The sequence below is a fragment of the Rhodovibrio sodomensis genome, from assembly GCF_016583645.1.
GTDB lineage: Bacteria > Pseudomonadota > Alphaproteobacteria > Kiloniellales > Rhodovibrionaceae > Rhodovibrio > Rhodovibrio sodomensis.
The window spans coordinates 1-15,706 of record NZ_NRRL01000102.1 but is presented as its reverse complement, the minus strand read 5'-3'; the positions used below and the strand labels follow the sequence as shown (position 1 = coordinate 15,706).

Below are 15,706 nucleotides of genomic sequence, written 5' to 3'. Positions count from 1 at the left end.
GGGCGTCCTGCTCGTCGAGCCCGTCAACCTCGACGTCCGGGTCGCGCATCAGCGCGATGGCGCGTACGGCCGCCGCCGCGGCCGCCCGGAGCGGATCCACGGCTTCCGCCTCGAAGCCGCCGCCGGCCAGGTGCTCGGCCATGCGCACCTTCCGGTCCGCCGTCTCGAGCCAGGGCCGCGCCGCCGCGCGGCGGCGCGCGGCTTGGTCGGCCTCGGCCGCCCGGGTGTCGGGGCCGTCGTGCGTTTGCAGGGTCTCGACCTCGCCGGCGAACTGCAGGACCCCGGCGTCCGCGAGCTGGCGGATGGTCTCCCAGCTCGCCCGGTCGAGCACGCGGACGCCCGCGAACCCGGCCGCGGTGGCCGCGTCGTCGAGGGCGCGCCGTGCGGTCTCGTCCGGGAGGTCGTCGACCACGACGAGCGCCGTTTCCTGGCCGTCGCCGTCCCGGCATCGCGCCACCGCCACGACCGCCCGGTCGAGGTGCCGCCCGGCGGTCTCGGCGAACCTGCGCGCCGGGTCGGGCATCTGCGCAGCCGGCGTCTCTTGACGTTCGATCATGGCCGCCATCTGCTCGACCCGACCGGACCGGTTGGAGGGCATCTTCAGCTGGTCCAGGTCGCCTTGGCCGTCCAGCACGCCGTCGGCCAGCGCCTGCTTGGCCTGAACGAGGTGCTGGATGCGGTGCTCGATGCTGTCCTCGCAGACGAGGTTGATCACGCTCACCGCCCGCGTCTGGTCGCGGCGCCAGGCCCGCGCGATGCGCTGCTCCAGCTGGGCCGGGTTCCAGGGCAGGTCGACGTTGACCACGGCCGAGGCCACCTGGAGGTTCAGGCCCAGCCCGCCGGAACTCGTCGACAGCAGGATCCGGCACGCGGGATCCTGCTTGAACCGCCGGATCTCGCGCCGGCGCCGGTCCTGCGGGATCTTGCCCGTGTGCCAGGCCGCCTCATGGCCCATCTCCGAGACGCGTTCGCCCACCAGCTCCAGCATGCGGACCCATTCCGAGAAGACGATCACCTTCATGCCGGGATCCGAGAGCAGATCCGTCAGCACGCTCTCGAGCTCGGCGAGCTTGGGCGCGTCGCGGCAGTTGGGGTCGAGGATATAGGGGCTGTCGCAGATCATGCGCATGCACGCCAGCCACTGCTGCAGCCGGTCGAACTCGGCTTTCGTGAGCGGCCGGCGGCGCGCGATCTGCACCAGGCGCGCGGCCTGCGCCTCGTAGTCGGCGTAGCGCAGCTGCTGCTCCGGCGTCATGCCGACGTAATAGGTGTTGATCGTCCGCCCGGGCAGCTGAGCCTGGACGTCCGCCTTGCGCCGGCGGAGCATGACCGGGGCCAGACGGGCGTGCAGCCGGTCCAGGTTCTGGTAGTCCACGGGGCGGCCCTGCGCGTCGAGCACGTAGAACTCGCGGTTGAAGCGGAACAGCGGCCCCAGAAGCTTCGGGTCGAGGTACTGGACGATCGAGTAGATCTCGTCGATCCGGTTCTCCAGCGGCGTTCCGGTGAGAACGAACGCGTAGGGGCTGGCGAGCTGCTTGACCGCGCGGGCGGTCTTGGTCTCCCAGTTCTTGATCCGCTGCGCCTCGTCGAGCACGACGATGTCCGGGGCGACGATCCGGTTGATGTCGTCCGGCTCCTGGCGGACCTGCTCGTAGTTGACCAGCACGAAGAACGCGTCGCTCGCGTAGCCCTTCAGGCGTTGGGCGCGCCGCCCGGCCACGATGGCGGTCGACCGGTCGGTGAAGCGCGCGATCTGGTCCTCCCATTCCGCCTTCAGGGAGGCCGGCGCGACGACCAGGACCTTGCGCACGCCGCGGCGCCGGCGCAGCAGCTCGCAGGCGGCGATGGCCTGCACGGTCTTGCCCAGGCCCATCTCGTCCGCGATCAGCGCGCGTTCGCCGAAGGCCAGATGCAGCATGCCCGCGTGCTGGTAGGGCATGAGCGGATGGTGAAGCACGTCCAGAGTGGCCTGCCCGGCGTCGACCTCGGCCAGCAAGGCGTCGCGATCGGCCCGGCGGCGGCGCCGGCGGCGCTCCTCCTCGAGCCGGGGCTCGAGGTGACGGGAGACACGCACGGGGACCGCGGTTCCCGTCAGCGCGGCGTGGACCCGCGCGGGGGCGTCGAGGGGATCGCCGCCCACCGTGCCGTCGGCGTCGTCGACCAGATCGCCGAGCGCGCGCTCGGCGCTCGATCCCGCCGGCCAGCGCACGCGCACGGTGGCCGACCCGTCGGGGGCGGGAAAGACCTCGACCCGGTCGGACCCGGTACGGGCGGCGGCCCGGAAAGCCCGGACCCCCTTGCGCCGCAGCGCGACGATCGCGCCTTCGATGTGCTTGCACGTACCCAACCCGTTGGTCTGCCAGTCCAGGCAGTCGCAGGAGTTCTCACGCCGCGCCAGGTCGCGTATCTCGACGAGGTACCGGCGCCCGCTCGCCGATCGGACCGCGAAGGCGCCGAAGTACGGCCGCTCGGGCTCCAGGGGGTCGACCTGGTCGATCTCCGTCGCGCCGCGCCAGCGGCGGCGTTCGATCTCGTCCGTGTCGGTCGTCGCCCAGCCCTGGAAAACCGGCGGGTTCTTCCGAACGGTTTCCGCCTGCCGCGGCGTGCGGTTCCTGGCCGGCTTGCCCCGGCGGCGTTGCGATCCGGTCTTTTTGGTCGATCGCGCGCTTGCGGTCATGGTCCGTCGCCGTCCTTGGTCGTCTCGATCGCGTGCACCCGCGCGCCAGCATAGGGGCTGCCCGGCAGCCGCGCCACCGGGGTCGATGGACGGGTGGGCGTCTGCCGGGTGGCCGGTTCCGCCAAGATGCCCGGCCGCCGCCGCTGGCACGGGTTCAGCCCGCGGCGTCTGCGTCCGCAGCGCACGGCGAAACCGGATCGAGTTCCTCCTGTTCCAGCGTGCGGGCGTCTGCCCCGCGCAGATAGGCGGCGAGGCGGCGCGTCTCCGCCGGCGCGTCGTCCGGGAGCGTGCCCGGAGCGCCCGCGCCGGCCCGGCGCGCCGAGCGTTCGGCGAGGTTGGGGGCCATGATCCGGCGCCGGACCGGCCGTCCCTCGTGATGTGCAGACCGGTCGCGTCATGGTCCGTGGTAGTGTTGGTATGGCCGTATCCCCCGGTGCTGCCTAGCCGTGTGATCCAGGAAAACAGTCAACCAGACATGGTCGATGAGACTGACGATCGACATGGTTTCGGCCGCCATAGCGGTACCGAAGCTTCGAACGGTCCCGGCCGCTTGCCGGCACGCGGCAAAACGGGACCGGGCGGCGAGGCGCGCGACCTGCGTCGGCGACTGGCCGAGCTCGATCGCGAACGCGCCGCGCTCGTCACGCGTCTAGCCGAACTGGAGCAAGCGCCGCCAGAGGACGGTCCCGGCGATTCAATGCCCGTGGGAGACGCGGAAGGCGCCGTCACCCGGACCTCCCCGCCGGCGGCGAAGATCGCTCTTTTCCGGGAGCTGTTCCGAGGCCGGCCGGACGTTTTCCCCGCGCGCTGGGAGAACCCGCGCAGCGGCAAAGCCGGCTACGCCCCGGTGTGCCGGAACGAGTGGGTGCCAAGTGTTTGCGGGAAGCCCCGCGTGAAGTGCGGGGCCTGCCCGAACCAGGCGTTCGTGGCGGTCACCGACACGGTGATCCGCGACCATCTGCTCGGCCGCCGTGAGACTGACGGCGCTGCCTTTACCGCCGGCGTCTATCCGATGCTGGCGGACGACACCTGCTGGTTCGTGGCCATCGACTTCGACAAGGGGGCGTGGATGCGTGACGTCGCCGCGCTGCGTGAGACCGCGCGATGCCTCGGCGTCCCCGTGGCGGTCGAGCGCTCGCGCTCCGGCAACGGCGCCCACGTCTGGATTTTCTTCAGCGAGGCCGTGCCAGCCCGCCGGGCGCGGCGGTTGGCGAGCCTGCTCGTAAGCGAAACGCAGGAGCGCCGCCCGGACATCGGCTTCGGATCGTACGACCGCTTCTTCCCGAGCCAGGACACGGTGCCCACTGGCGGCTTCGGCAATCTGATCGCGCTGCCCCTGCAGCGGGCGCCGCGGGCGGCGGACAACAGCGTGTTCGTCGACGCGAGCTTCCGTGCTTACCAGGATCAGTGGGCCCACCTGTCCGGCCTGCGACGGCTGTCACGAGAAGAGGTTGACCAGTTCGTCGCCAGCGGCCCGGACGATGGCGATGTGCCGGGCGTTCGGGCGCCGGCCCGAGACCCGGACGACCCCGAGCCATGGTCGGCGCCGCCTTCGGGCCGCACTAAGGACCCGCCGATCGCCGAGCCGGTCCCGGAAGACGTCGAGCTCGTCCTGGGCAATCAGGTCTACATCGACCGCACAGCCCTGCCGCCCGCCCTCGTGGCCCGGCTCGCGCGGCTGGCCGCTTTCCAGAACCCGGCCTTCCACGCCGCCCAGGCCATGCGCCTGTCGACGCACGGCAAGCCGCGCGTGATCGCGTGCGGCGAGCTGTTCGCCGATCACCTCGCGCTTCCGCGCGGCTGCCTCGACGAAGCCCGGGCGCTTCTGGATCGGCACGGGGTGGCGGTGCGCGTGCGTGACGCGCGCACGCACGGTACGGTGCTCGATGTTGCTTTCCAGGGCCGGCTCACGGCCGAACAGGAAGCCGCCGTCGCGGCCTTGCGCCCCTTCGACACGGGCGTGCTGGCGGCGACGACCGCGTTCGGCAAGACGGTCGTCGCCGCGCACCTGATCGCCGAGCGCCAGACCAACACGCTCGTCCTGGTTCACCGCCGCCATCTGCTGCAGCAGTGGGTAGACCGGCTGGGCACCTTCCTGGGCGTTGGCCCGGAGGCGATCGGGGTCATCGGCGGCGGCAAACGGCGGCCCACCGGCCGCCTGGATGTCGCCGTCATCCAGAGCCTGAACCGGAAAGGCGTGGTCGACGATCTCGTGGCGAACTACGGCCAGATCGTGGTCGACGAGTGCCATCACGTCTCCGCGGTGCGCTTCGAGGCCGTGGCGCAGGCGGCGAAGGCGCGCTACGTGCTGGGCCTTTCCGCGACGGTCACCCGCAAGGACGGCCATCACCCGATCGTTCTGATGCAATGCGGACCGGTGCGCCACCGCGTGGACGCACGCCGGCAGGCCAGGGACCGACCGTTCGGCCACCGGGTCGTGTCGCGCCATACGGATTTCGTGTATCCGCGCGGAGACGGCGCGGCCGAGCCGCGGATCACCGATCTCTACGCGGCGATCGCGGCCGACGCGGCTCGAAACGCGCTGATCGCCGGCGACGTCCGGGCGGCGGTGGAAGCTGGCCGCGTACCTGTCGTCATGACCGAACGCCGCGAGCACGCCGACCGGCTGGCCGCGTTGCTGATGCCGCATGTTCCCCGCGTCGTGAGGCTCAGGGCCGGGCTGCCGGCGGCGGAATTGCGGGCCGCACGCCTTGCGCTCGCCGACGACGACGCGGCGGTCGGGCGCGTGCTCGTGGCGACCGGCCGGTATCTCGGCGAGGGCTTCGACAACGCCCGTCTGGATACGCTGTTCCTGGCCATGCCGATCTCCTGGCGCGGCACGCTGGCGCAGTACGCCGGCCGGCTCCACCGTCTTCACGCGGCCAAGCGCGAGGTGGTGATCTACGACTACGTGGACGCGTCCGCGCCCGTTTTCGCCCGGATGGCCGAGCGCCGGCACGCCGGTTACCGGGGGCTCGGCTACACGATCGCTTCCGGGACACCGCTGGGCGTGTGACGGGAAGGGCGAACACAGCGCGGTTAACGCTCTGGCGTCGATCCTGATCTGCGTGACCGTTGGCCCGATCCTTCTCAACGCGATGCCCGCCCCGGCGACCGGGGCGTGGCAACCCGTCAGCCTCAGACGGCCCTATCAGGTGTCGCGCTTGGGAACGCTGGCACGTTCGGCGCCGGCGTCACGAACGGGCCGCGTTTCGGCATGGGCGCGGTCCATGTCCGGCAAGCCGGTTTCAGCGTCGCCGACGTGCCGTTCTTCATGGGGGTGGTGATGGCCGGCACGTCCTCCTGCGGTGGCCCGTCGGCAAAGCTTGGACCTCGTCGACTGGCGGAAAGTCATCCTGGCCAGCACATTGGCGGCGCGCGCAATGACCCTTATCGTCGATCGGCTGGCCGATGACTCCGATCTGTCGCGGTTTCGGTGTACGCCTCGCCCGCCGCCAGGCTGCCGCGGCAGAGGAGGCCCATGCCGACCCCGAGACGTCGGCCCGGCTGTCAGCTTGGGTGTCTGGCCGGGCACCTTGCCGTCGATCAGGCCCGTCGGGCCGTCGGCGTTGAAGGCCAACACCCAGTCGCGCACCGTCTGCACCCCGACCCCGCCGATCCGCGCGGCGTCGCCGCGCGATGCGCCGTCGTAGATCGCCGCGAGGGCCAGCAGCCGCCGGGTCTGGGCGGCATCCTTCGCCTGCTTGGCGGCCTTTCTCGCATCATTCGCTATGTAGTTGTCCCGAAGCCGAACCGGCGCAGCCCATGGCCAACTTCCCAGTTTGCCATCTTGAATCACGAAACGATCCAGCGGGAAGACCCTTTCGCGAGTCGCGCTCAGCGGGCGTTGGTATGAGGTCCGGACCGGGATCGAAACGTGTCCGCGACCGGCGAATCTGGAGCGTTCAATCCCCGAGTCCGACAGCGATTAACGTTACAAGAGCGAACTCTATTTCGTTTCAGTTGCATCGCTACTCCTGGAGAACTTCTTCCGCCCACTCCGCAAACCGCTGGAGATCATCGACGAGGCGGTTGGCTTCGTCCTGCGATATGATCCGGGCGCCGTACTGCGCCGCATCCTTGTTCGCTATAAGGTGGCCGAGCCGCTTCTCCTGTTCCCGCGGCAAGGCGTTGCCAAGCGCCTGGCGCAATAGCTTCACGATGCCACGGTGATCCTGTTGATTGATCAAACCGATCCGTTTGGCCGTAATCGCGTCGGCGTAGGCGATCGCGGCGGTCACAACGTTCGAGACGATCGCGTTGCCGCCGTCGTCCGGATCCAGCATTGCCCGTCGCTCTTCGGCGGCTTCATGGTAATCGCGCGCGATGCGAAGCCGTTGGTCGCCATGATTCGCATCGACCTGCTTACCTGGCCCGGTTCGAGTCATCGCCTAACCGTCGATGCCTGTGATGCAATCTCGACCTCAAAGGCTGTCGGCCGTCGGCCGTACAAGGTCTGCGCCTCGTTGCGAAGGTTCTGCCACCACGGATCCTCGTCGGCGACGACCCGCTTGATGTCCGCTCTCGTCAGGACGATCGGTGAGATACTGACGGCGAACCGATCGCCCACGCGCTCAAGCTCATCCAAGACGTTCTCGCGAACGGCCGCAGTTTTCGAAGCGTCGACGACAACGACAATGTCGAGGTCACTGTCGAACCGGTCTTCCTTTCGCGCGACCGACCCGTACAGCCAGATCGCCGTGACGTAAGGAGTTTGCGTCTCGGCGACCTCGGATATTCCCTGGACGAGACCCCGGAAACGCGCGGCCTCGCTCACAAACACCCCACGGATCGCCTGGGTAAGGGGATGCGCGGACGCGAGGGTGTACAGCCGAACGTTGCTGGTCCCCGCCGTTTTCAGAACCCCGGCCTCAGCGAGGCGACCCAGCGTATGGTTCACTGTCCGCGTCGGCATTCTGGTCGCCGTCTCGATTTGCGATCGGCTCATGAGGTCGCCATGCTGCACGAGTGCCCGCAAGACGCGTACATGCGTTTCACGCCCCAGGATCTGGTCCAGGGGTTGCCTGAGAGCGCTTGTCTGTGTCCGACTTTCCCGCATGCCCATGTCCGCTAACCACCGTCGAGGCTGGTGTATGTTTTGCCAAAGTTGGCAAAAGATTGCCAGCGTGACGCCCGAGGTAGACACGAAAAAGGCGCCGGCAACGGAGGCGACGAAAAACCGGCGCGTCTTAAGCGGCCTGTTCGGCGGCTGGCTTATGATCCCAGGATCGCCTCCTGTTTTCGGAGCCGATCGCTGTCTGGAAACCGTTCTCTAAGACGCGTGCTCGTACCTTGGGCAAAAGTCCGGTGAATGACCGCCTCGCAAACGCGTTCGCGGCCAGCTACTCCGCCACCCGGGCCGCACATGCCGCGCACGCGGGCCTGGCGCTCGGCGTAGTTGCGGCTGTGGGTGTGGGGCGGCGCGGGTCAAGCACGCCGATTGGCGCTCTAAACAATTGGGCGCTATGACGCTTCAAATGGATTTCGAGATATCACCGATCGGGGCTGCGAGCAGGTAGATCATGGCGATGAAGTTGGCGGCGCTGCTATAGCCGCGGGCCCGGTGGCGGGCGGCTTGAAAGATCGAGTTCAGGCCCTCCAAGCGGGCGTTGGAATGGGTTGAGTACCAGCGCTGGATGATCCGGTCGATCTGCTGCCGGACGGTCGCGATCGCCTTGCGGACGGGCTCCAGCGCGTCGTCGCCGGCGGCCATCTCGTCGGCATGGTTCAGGAAGCGTGTCAGGCGCCAGCGGGCGGCCTGCGGGGTCGCGGCCTTGCGCACCCAACGCAGCTTGTCCTTGATCTTGTACGCCTCCCCGGTGGCCAGGCCGAGGCGCTCAAGTTCGTCCAGCGCATCGCGATCACGATCCTTCAGCGGGCCGTCGCCGCCTTGGGCATGCAGAAAGCGCCGGAACTGGCGAACGCAGTCCTTGCCCTTGCCGACCATGGTGCGCAGCCCGGTTCTGCTTGTGTCTAGGGCGTCGGCGCGCCTTCGGTTCCGGGAAACTCGTCAAGAGCCTCCGCGATGGACTCCAATCCCTCTCGGAGCGTCTCGACGCTCGCCTCCCGTGCCTTTTCCGGCATCAGGTCGAGGCCCTTCCTGATCGCGCTCCTCCAGGACGGGCCTCTGTTCCACGCCTCGGTCAGGACTTCGGCGAGGTCGTCCTGACGACGAGTGGTCGCCAGCGCCTCAATCAGCAGGCTGGCCTGGAGGAGGTCCTTTTCACGTTTCGCCTGGCCATCCGAATTGGATTGCCGTTGCGAGGCCACGATCAGTTTGTGAACGGCATATCGCTCCGGCGCGGGGACCGTGACCGGAACGCCCGCCCGATGCAGCATGACTGTCCGAATGGGTTCGTGGATCAGGAAGTCCAGGTAACGCAAGGGTTGCGCGGAGGCCCCGCCCAGCGCCGGCATTTGGCTGGCCCGATCGCTGTATTCGTCAGATCCCCGGTTCGGCGTCAGGAACTCGACCTTGTAACGGGAGGCGTTCTGAAACTGCGTCACGCGCATCGGATCCGATTTATGCGGGATACCCCGGAAAGTGGGATCGACGTCGTGCAGGACGTCGACGACGTTTGGAATGCTGTCCTCGACGGCGGAGGAGATCGAACAATGTTGCGCGAAATCCGTGTCGCCCGTCTGTAGTGACGACCCCGGCAATTTGACGCCAAGGTGCCCCGAGTATGTCTGGAACGCCACCGTGCCGATCAGGATACCGCGAAGACGAAAGATGCCGGCTTTCCCCATGGCATCCACGACGTCGCCCGTGAAGCGGTCCGGCGCAGTCAATCTGCCTTCGCGGGTGAGCGTCGACACGAGCTTGCGCCGGCTCCGGATATCGTCCTTGATTTCCCTGAATTTTTCGACCCGTTCGGCGATATCGGGGTCGTCGGCGGGGCCGACGTATTTGCGCGTCTTCTCAGGCTTGGTCCTTTCGAAGTACCAGTAGTCTCTTCCCTTTACGGGAACCCGGACAAAGTTCCCTTCTGGCGTGAATTCGCTTTCGAATGATGCGTCCAGGCATCGTTGCGCCAATTCGGCGAACATCGTTCGGTATGCGAGGTCGATGGTCTTCATGTGAGGCACTCCGTTATAAGCGTTTCCCAACTTTCTTATAACGGCTCCGCGGGCATGCGGCAAGCCGAAGTTATAAGAAAAATGCGATATTCATATAACTGCGCTGATGGTCCGGGGTTGGCCGCGAGGCCATAGCGCCTGATACACGGCAGGTTCTGCGTAATGCCGCAATTTCTCAACGAGCTCTGAAGCGGGGTGACCCCGACACCTGTCCATGCGGGCGACCGCCCGGTGGACGTAGAACAGCACCACCCGCCACAGGCGCTTGTCGGTGACCGCCATCTGCCGGGCCGCCGCCGCGACCGGCATCTCGCGCACCAGCGCCAGGGCGGCCTGCTCGAACAGCACCGTGAAGCTGCTGCCCTCGCGCGCCCAGGGCACCTGGATCCGTTTGACGCCGTGGTCCGGGCAATTCACCCGCGGCACCGGGGCGGTGAGATAGCAGTGGTGTTGGAAGAAGTTCAGATGCCGCCAGGTCATCTCCTTGAAGTCGTGCGCCTTGCACGACCGCCCGCAGGTCGGACACGGGAACTGCGCGCCGCGGCGTGCCCACGCGCAGGTGCAGCTCATGCGGCTGCTTGCTGGTGTCGAGGTGCTGGTCGAGGAGCGTCCAAGGCTCCTCCAGACCAAGACCGAGCGCGAAGATGTCCTGGCTGCTGCTCACCGGAGCCTCCCGACCGCTGCTGCCGTTGGCCGCCGCGGCTGGCGGGCTCCGCCTTATGGAGGGGCTCCGCCCGCCAGCCGCGGCTCTACCCGTTCAACTCGCGGACCAACCTGCCGTGCAGCCGGGGCGAAGCGCCACCCGAAATCCATTCGCAGCATCGAGGAGCCAACAATTGATCTCGCCTGGTTCTGAGGGGGTCAAAGGCTCGCGCCTATCCACAGTCCCGCGACCATATGGCTGCTACGGTACCTGGCCTACGTGGTCCGGCCGCCGACGAGCGAGCGCTGGATTTTGGACATCGACTTTAGCGTGAAGCCAATCTACGGCCATCCGGAAGGCGCGGAGGTCGGCGACAATCCGACGAAGCCGGGCCGGCTGAATGGTTTGACACGATCCGGGGTGAACAAGTCCCATGACGGGGTTAGGGCTCGATAGAGGTGTCCGGTGAGCGAACCCGCTACGAAATCCCCCGGTGACACGTCTGCGGAAAGCCGGGACATCATCCGGGTCGAGAACGTGCACAAGGTCTTCCGCGGCGCCAAGGACCACCGGATCGTGGCGCTCGCCGGCGTTTCGGAAGTCGTCGCACGCGGCGAGGTGCTTGTCCTGCTGGGCCAAAGCGGCTCCGGCAAAAGCACGCTGCTGCGCAGCCTGAACGGCCTCGAAGCGGTCGATAGCGGGCGCATCGTCGTCGACGGCCGCGACGTCACCGACCGGAAAACCGACCTCAACGCGCTGCGCGAGGAGGTCGGGATGGTTTTCCAGAACTTCAATCTCTTCAAACACAAGACCGCGCTGGAGAACATCACGCTGCCGCTCGAGGTCGTCCGGCGGACCAGCCGCCAAGAGGCGCGCGAGCGCGCCGAGCGGATGCTGGCGCGTGTTGGCCTCGCCGACTGGGCCGGCAGCTATCCCAGCCAGCTCTCCGGCGGCCAGCAGCAGCGCGTGGCGATCGCCCGCTCGCTCGCCATGGAGCCGAAGGTGATGCTGTTCGACGAGGTCACGTCGGCGCTTGACCCCGAGACCGTGGGGGGTGTGCTGCGGCTGATGGAAGAACTGGCGGGGGAAGGCATGACGATGGTCGTCGTCACGCACGAGATCGGCTTTGCGAAGCGCGCGGCGCACCGCATCGCGTTCATGGATCAGGGGCAGGTCGTCGAGCGGGGAGACCCGCAAGGCTTCTTCGCCGCGCCCCAATCTGAACGGGCGCAACAGTTTCTGGAGCAAATTCTCTAGAGCTGTGGCCCGCCATTCCGCGCGCCGGACGCTCCGTCTCGCGTGCGGGACAAACCGGAAAGATGACAAAGGGAGGCTTTACGTTGAAAGGGCCTATCCGAAATCTACTCACCGTCGCCGGAGCCATCGCGCTTAGCCTGAGTATCGCCGCCGGGACTGCGCGCGCGGACCTGGTCGATGACATCGTTCAGCGGGGCACGCTGCGGGTCGCCGTCCAGACCCAAGGCCCCCCGATCAGCTTCGTGAACAAGGAGGGCAAGCGCACCGGCTTCGCCGTCGAGATCGCCCGCCGGCTGGCAAACGACATGGGCGTCGAGTTGAAGCTGATGTCGTACGAATGGAAGGGGCTGATCCCGGCGCTGTTGTCCAACAAGGCGGACATGATCGCGGCCGACATGACCCCCTCGGTGCAACGCTCGCTCAAGATCAGCTTCACCGAGCCGGTGTTCTTCGAGAAGGTCGTCGCCTTCACGACCGCGGGATCAGGTATCACGAACATGTCGGACATCAACGCGGAAAACGTGGCCGTCGCGGCGACCCAGGGGAGCACGCATTACCAGATCGCTCAGGAAAAGTTCCCGAAAGCCGAGGTCAAGGAGTACGCCGGCGGCGGTCCGGCCGTCGCCCACGCCGTGGCAGCCGGGCGCGCGGAAGTTGGCGTGAACAACAGCGGCAGCGTCCGTGGTTTCCTGCGCGAGTACACGGATCTGCGTCGGATCGAGGGGACGTTGCGGCGCGACCCGCTCTCCTTCGCCGTCCGGCCGGAGAACACGCACATGATGCAGGTCCTGAACAACTACATCACCTTGCTCAAGGTGCGCGGCCAGCTCGAGGACATTCGGGCCTACTGGTGGAACAGCGACGCTTGGCGTCAGGACCACATGTAGGTTCGCGGCGGTCGCTTGACTCAACGCGGGGCCCCGATCGCCCGGCGATCGGGGCCCGTCTTTGCGGGTGGCCGCCGTCGGTCTCTTTCTTTCGGGGGATGAGCGGGGCGTCTCGTGTTTGACTGGCTGCTCGATGTCTACAACTACCGGGTTGTTGCCGACTATGCTTCGACCTTTGCATTCGGCATCTGGCGCACGGTGTGGATTTCGACGGTCTCGCTGCTCGCGGCCCTCGTTCTCGGCACGGGCATCGCTCTGATGCGTCGGTCCAGGCGCCGCTTGGCGCGCTGGCCGGCGACGGTCTACGTCGAAGCGCTGCGCGGAACGCCGCTACTCGTCCAGATCTACCTCGTGTATTACGGCCTGCCGGAGATCCCGTTGCTGGGGCGCCGCCTCGACGAACTGGAGGGCGGCGTACTCGCGCTGAGCGTCCACACGGCGGCTTACATGGCGGAGATCATTCGGGCCGGCATCGGCAGCGTGCCGGAAGGTCAGGCGGAAGGTGCGCGCAGCGTTGGCATGACGCGCTGGCAAACGCTGCGCTACGTCGTGCTGCCGCAGGCCTTCGCCAACGCGACACCCCCCATTATTGGCCAGACGGCCGTGCTGATTAAGGACAGCTCGCTCCTGTCCATCATCGCCGTCTTCGAGACGATGAGCGCCGGCCTGCGTCTGATGTCGGATCGCTACATGCCCAACGAAGCCTTCCTGACCTCGGCGGCCTGCTTCCTGGCGATCTATGCGGTCATGCTCGGGGTGTCGAACTTCGCACAGCGGCGCCTCGGCGGCGCGACCTGAGGATCCGAAGCCATGCTGGATGCGCTGCAGCAGCACATGCCGTTCCTGCTCGCCGGGCTCTGGATGACCGTGCAGGTCACCCTGCTCGGGATCTGCTTCGGCACGCTCTTCGGAACGCTCGTCGGAATCGCCCGGGCGCTCGGCCCGCGGCCCGCGTTCTGGATCCTGGGCGCTTACATCCACCTCTGGCGCGGTACGCCGTTCCTTTGCCAGATTTACATCGTCTACTTCGTCTTGCCGCAAACAGGAATCGCTTGGCTTCAGTTCGATTCCTTCCAAGCGTCCGTCGTGGCGCTCACGATCTACAGCTCGAGCTACATCGCCGAAATCGTTCGCGCCGCCATCAACGCGGTGCCCCGGGGTCAAGTCGAAGGCGCGCGCTCGGTCGGTATGACGTCCGGTCAGACGTTGCGCTACGTGATCGCGCCCCAGGCGTTGCGCATGGTCTTGCCGCCGCTGGGCGGCGTGTACGTCATCATGGTGAAGGTGACGGCCGTCCTCTCGGTCATCGGGACGACCGAGCTCGTGCGTCAGGCCAACCTCGTGATACAGCGCGATCCGGCGAACATCATGCCGATCTTCCTGGTTGTGGCGGGGCTGTACTTCGTCTTCTGCTATCCCATGCTCCTTCTGACGCAGTGGGCCGAGCGGCGATACGGAGGGCTCCATCTGGAAGCCTGACCCGCAGGTTGTCGACGTGGCTCGGCGCAGGGCATGGCTGCGGCCAGTTCATGATCGCGTCGGCGTAGGCGATCGCGGCGGTCACAACGTTCGAGACGATCGCGTTGCCGCCGTCGCCCGGATCCAGCATTGCCCGTCGCTCTTGGGCGGCTTCATGGTAATCGCGCGCGATGCGAAGCCGTTGGTCGCCATGATGCGCATCGACCTGCTTACCTGGCCCGGTTCAAGTCATCGCCTAACCGTCGATACCTGTGATGCAATCTCGACCTCAAAGGCTGTCGGCCGTCGGCCGTACAAAGTCCGCGCCTCGTTGCGAAGGTTCTGCCACCACGGATCCTCGTCGGCGACGACCCGCTCGACGTCCGCTCTCGTCAGGACGATCAGTGGGATACTGTGTGGGTCGGCGCGGCATTGGCGGCGATTGAGAGGCTTCCGTCGCCGAAAACTGTAAGCGAGTTTGTCGAGCGCTCAGGCTTATGGCAACCTTTGCCAAAAGATGAGGAGGTTCCTGAGATGCCGACCATGAACATTTCTCTGCCGGAATCCCTGCGGGATTTCGTGGAGCGCCAAGTGTCGATCGGTGGCTTCGGTAGCTCCAGCGAATACATGCGCGACCTTATCCGCCGCGACCAGGCGCGGTCCGAGAAGATCGCCGCGATGCAGGAGCGCGTCGACGAAGCGCGCAACAGTCCGGACGACACGCGGACCAGGAGTGATCTGGAAGCCGAGGGTCTCCGGCGCGCCCGGGAGCGCGCACGTACCTCGTGAGGTACACTGTCGCGGAAGCGGCCGCCGAAGATCTCATCGACATCCTCGCCCACGGCGCTGAAGCGTACGGCGAGACGATCGCATGCGCATATCACAACGGGCTTCACGAGACCTTCGAGCTGCTCGGATCCTTTCCCGAATTAGCCCGCCTTCGCACCGCGCTGGCCCCGCCCGCCCGCATTCACCCTTACGGTGCCCACTTGATCGTTTACGAAGCCCTACCGGACGGCGGCGTGCGCATTCTGCGCGTCCGCCACGCCAGTGAGGACTGGATCAACGCTTAGGCGTCCGCCGCGCGGGTTCCGGCAAGGAGATTTTCTGGTCGGCCTCGTTCCCTCAGTTTTGGGCATTGCTGGGTCGCGCGAGGCCGGCGGCGGGGCGCTCACGCACACGGCCGGGCCCGGAGAAAGTCCCCCAGCTTCTCATCGGTGTTGGCCGGCGCGGGTCAAGCAAGCCGATCAGCGCTCTAGACACGTGATCTCGCCTGGTTCTGAGGGGTCACAGGCCGGCGCCTGTCTACATTGGTCAGCATCACCTGACAGAGGTGGTCGCGATGAAGTGAAATGCGCAACTGGTTTCGGAGAAACTGAGAAGGGCCGCGCGTCTCCGGCATGGGACCCTGGCACGGGTCCACACTCTTCAGGGTTTATGGGGCAGTTTCGATAATCCCGCTTTATGGGATTTGGCCCATAAATCCTTAATATGGGCCAGGTCCGATATTGCCGTTTTATCGGATTTGGTGCATAGTGAGGGTCAGGGACTGACCATGACCGACCTTGCCCGCACACCGCAACAAATCGGCACGCTTGTGCGCCGTACCCGCAAGAAAGCCGGCCTTAGCCAGACAAAGCTCGGCGATGCCGCCGGCCTGCGTCAGGAGACGATCTCGCTGATCGAGACCGGCAATCCGGCCAC

13 protein-coding genes and 2 pseudogenes are annotated in these 15,706 nt (G+C 66.9%); 8 read left to right on the top strand and 7 right to left on the bottom strand.

The annotated features are described in order from the left end of the window. Window positions 1-2,677, bottom strand: a 2,677-nt coding sequence (locus CKO28_RS21960; RefSeq protein WP_200343016.1) for a DEAD/DEAH box helicase, incomplete at its 3' end; no start/stop codon positions are given. On the opposite strand from CKO28_RS21960, the gene CKO28_RS21950 reads away from it, so the two are divergent. Continuing rightward, window positions 2,652-5,693, top strand: coding sequence for a TOTE conflict system archaeo-eukaryotic primase domain-containing protein (locus tag CKO28_RS21950; RefSeq protein ID WP_242480729.1), 3,042 nt, complete (start codon window positions 2,652-2,654; stop codon window positions 5,691-5,693). The genes CKO28_RS21960 and CKO28_RS21950 overlap by 26 nt on opposite strands. A 489-nt stretch (window positions 5,694-6,182) precedes the next feature. On the opposite strand, the pseudogene CKO28_RS28615 reads toward CKO28_RS21950, so the two are convergent. From CKO28_RS28615 to CKO28_RS21920, 6 genes and pseudogenes are all read right to left on the bottom strand, one after another. After that, window positions 6,183-6,476 (bottom strand): annotated as a pseudogene (locus tag CKO28_RS28615) (helix-turn-helix domain-containing protein); the annotation flags it as partial. Window positions 6,477-6,648: 172 nt separating this feature from the next. Next, complete coding sequence (locus CKO28_RS21940; RefSeq protein WP_200343009.1) at window positions 6,649-7,065, bottom strand: hypothetical protein; 417 nt, start codon at window positions 7,063-7,065, stop codon at window positions 6,649-6,651. Next, a complete protein-coding gene (locus tag CKO28_RS21935; RefSeq protein WP_200343007.1) occupies window positions 7,062-7,592 on the bottom strand; it encodes a nucleotidyltransferase domain-containing protein in 531 nt (176 codons plus the stop codon). Before CKO28_RS21935 ends, CKO28_RS21940 begins: the two co-directional genes overlap by 4 nt. Before the next feature lie 558 nt (window positions 7,593-8,150). Further along, window positions 8,151-8,624 carry a transposase gene (locus CKO28_RS21930; protein WP_200343005.1) on the bottom strand — a complete coding sequence of 158 codons (474 nt, stop codon included), beginning with the start codon at window positions 8,622-8,624 and terminating at the stop codon, window positions 8,151-8,153. A 26-nt stretch (window positions 8,625-8,650) separates the two neighbouring features. Then, on the bottom strand, window positions 8,651-9,757 hold the full coding sequence (locus tag CKO28_RS21925) for a nucleotidyltransferase family protein (protein WP_200342998.1): 1,107 nt from the start codon (window positions 9,755-9,757) through the stop codon (window positions 8,651-8,653). Window positions 9,758-9,990: 233 nt separating this feature from the next. Continuing rightward, window positions 9,991-10,403, bottom strand: a pseudogene (locus CKO28_RS21920) (helix-turn-helix domain-containing protein); the annotation flags it as partial. 462 nt (window positions 10,404-10,865) lie between these two features. On the opposite strand from CKO28_RS21920, the gene CKO28_RS21915 reads away from it, so the two are divergent. The 7 genes from CKO28_RS21915 to CKO28_RS21885 all read left to right on the top strand — a co-directional run. Beyond that, the gene (locus CKO28_RS21915; protein ID WP_338050217.1) at window positions 10,866-11,657 is read left to right on the top strand and encodes an amino acid ABC transporter ATP-binding protein; all 792 of its coding nucleotides are present in this window, start codon (window positions 10,866-10,868) and stop codon (window positions 11,655-11,657) included. An 83-nt stretch (window positions 11,658-11,740) separates the two neighbouring features. Further along, window positions 11,741-12,544: an ABC transporter substrate-binding protein gene (locus tag CKO28_RS21910; RefSeq protein WP_200342990.1), complete on the top strand. Its 804-nt coding sequence runs from the start codon at window positions 11,741-11,743 to the stop codon at window positions 12,542-12,544. Window positions 12,545-12,658: 114 nt separating this feature from the next. After that, on the top strand, window positions 12,659-13,342 hold the full coding sequence (locus CKO28_RS21905) for an ABC transporter permease subunit (RefSeq protein ID WP_200342988.1): 684 nt from the start codon (window positions 12,659-12,661) through the stop codon (window positions 13,340-13,342). A 12-nt stretch (window positions 13,343-13,354) separates the two neighbouring features. Continuing rightward, window positions 13,355-14,023, top strand: coding sequence for an amino acid ABC transporter permease (locus CKO28_RS21900; RefSeq protein WP_200342982.1), 669 nt, complete (start codon window positions 13,355-13,357; stop codon window positions 14,021-14,023). A gap of 513 nt (window positions 14,024-14,536) precedes the next feature. After that, window positions 14,537-14,791, top strand: coding sequence for a type II toxin-antitoxin system ParD family antitoxin (locus tag CKO28_RS21895; protein WP_242480728.1), 255 nt, complete (start codon window positions 14,537-14,539; stop codon window positions 14,789-14,791). Further along, window positions 14,788-15,075 carry a type II toxin-antitoxin system RelE/ParE family toxin gene (locus CKO28_RS21890; RefSeq protein WP_200342979.1) on the top strand — a complete coding sequence of 96 codons (288 nt, stop codon included), beginning with the start codon at window positions 14,788-14,790 and terminating at the stop codon, window positions 15,073-15,075. Before CKO28_RS21895 ends, CKO28_RS21890 begins: the two co-directional genes overlap by 4 nt. A gap of 482 nt (window positions 15,076-15,557) precedes the next feature. Then, a partial coding sequence (locus tag CKO28_RS21885) for a helix-turn-helix transcriptional regulator (RefSeq protein ID WP_200342978.1) occupies window positions 15,558-15,706 on the top strand: 149 nt, incomplete at its 3' end.

What these genes read in the sequence shown, in the direction of transcription:
- CKO28_RS21895 (WP_242480728.1), top strand. Translation starts at nt 14,537, where the DNA reads ATGCCGACCATGAACATTTCTCTGCCGGAATCCCTGCGGGATTTCGTG.
- CKO28_RS21900 (WP_200342982.1), top strand. Translation starts at nt 13,355, where the DNA reads ATGCTGGATGCGCTGCAGCAGCACATGCCGTTCCTGCTCGCCGGGCTC.
- CKO28_RS21935 (WP_200343007.1), bottom strand. Translation starts at nt 7,592, where the DNA reads ATGCCGACGCGGACAGTGAACCATACGCTGGGTCGCCTCGCTGAGGCC.
- CKO28_RS21925 (WP_200342998.1), bottom strand. Translation starts at nt 9,757, where the DNA reads ATGAAGACCATCGACCTCGCATACCGAACGATGTTCGCCGAATTGGCG.
- CKO28_RS21930 (WP_200343005.1), bottom strand. Translation starts at nt 8,624, where the DNA reads ATGGTCGGCAAGGGCAAGGACTGCGTTCGCCAGTTCCGGCGCTTTCTG.
- CKO28_RS21940 (WP_200343009.1), bottom strand. Translation starts at nt 7,065, where the DNA reads ATGACTCGAACCGGGCCAGGTAAGCAGGTCGATGCGAATCATGGCGAC.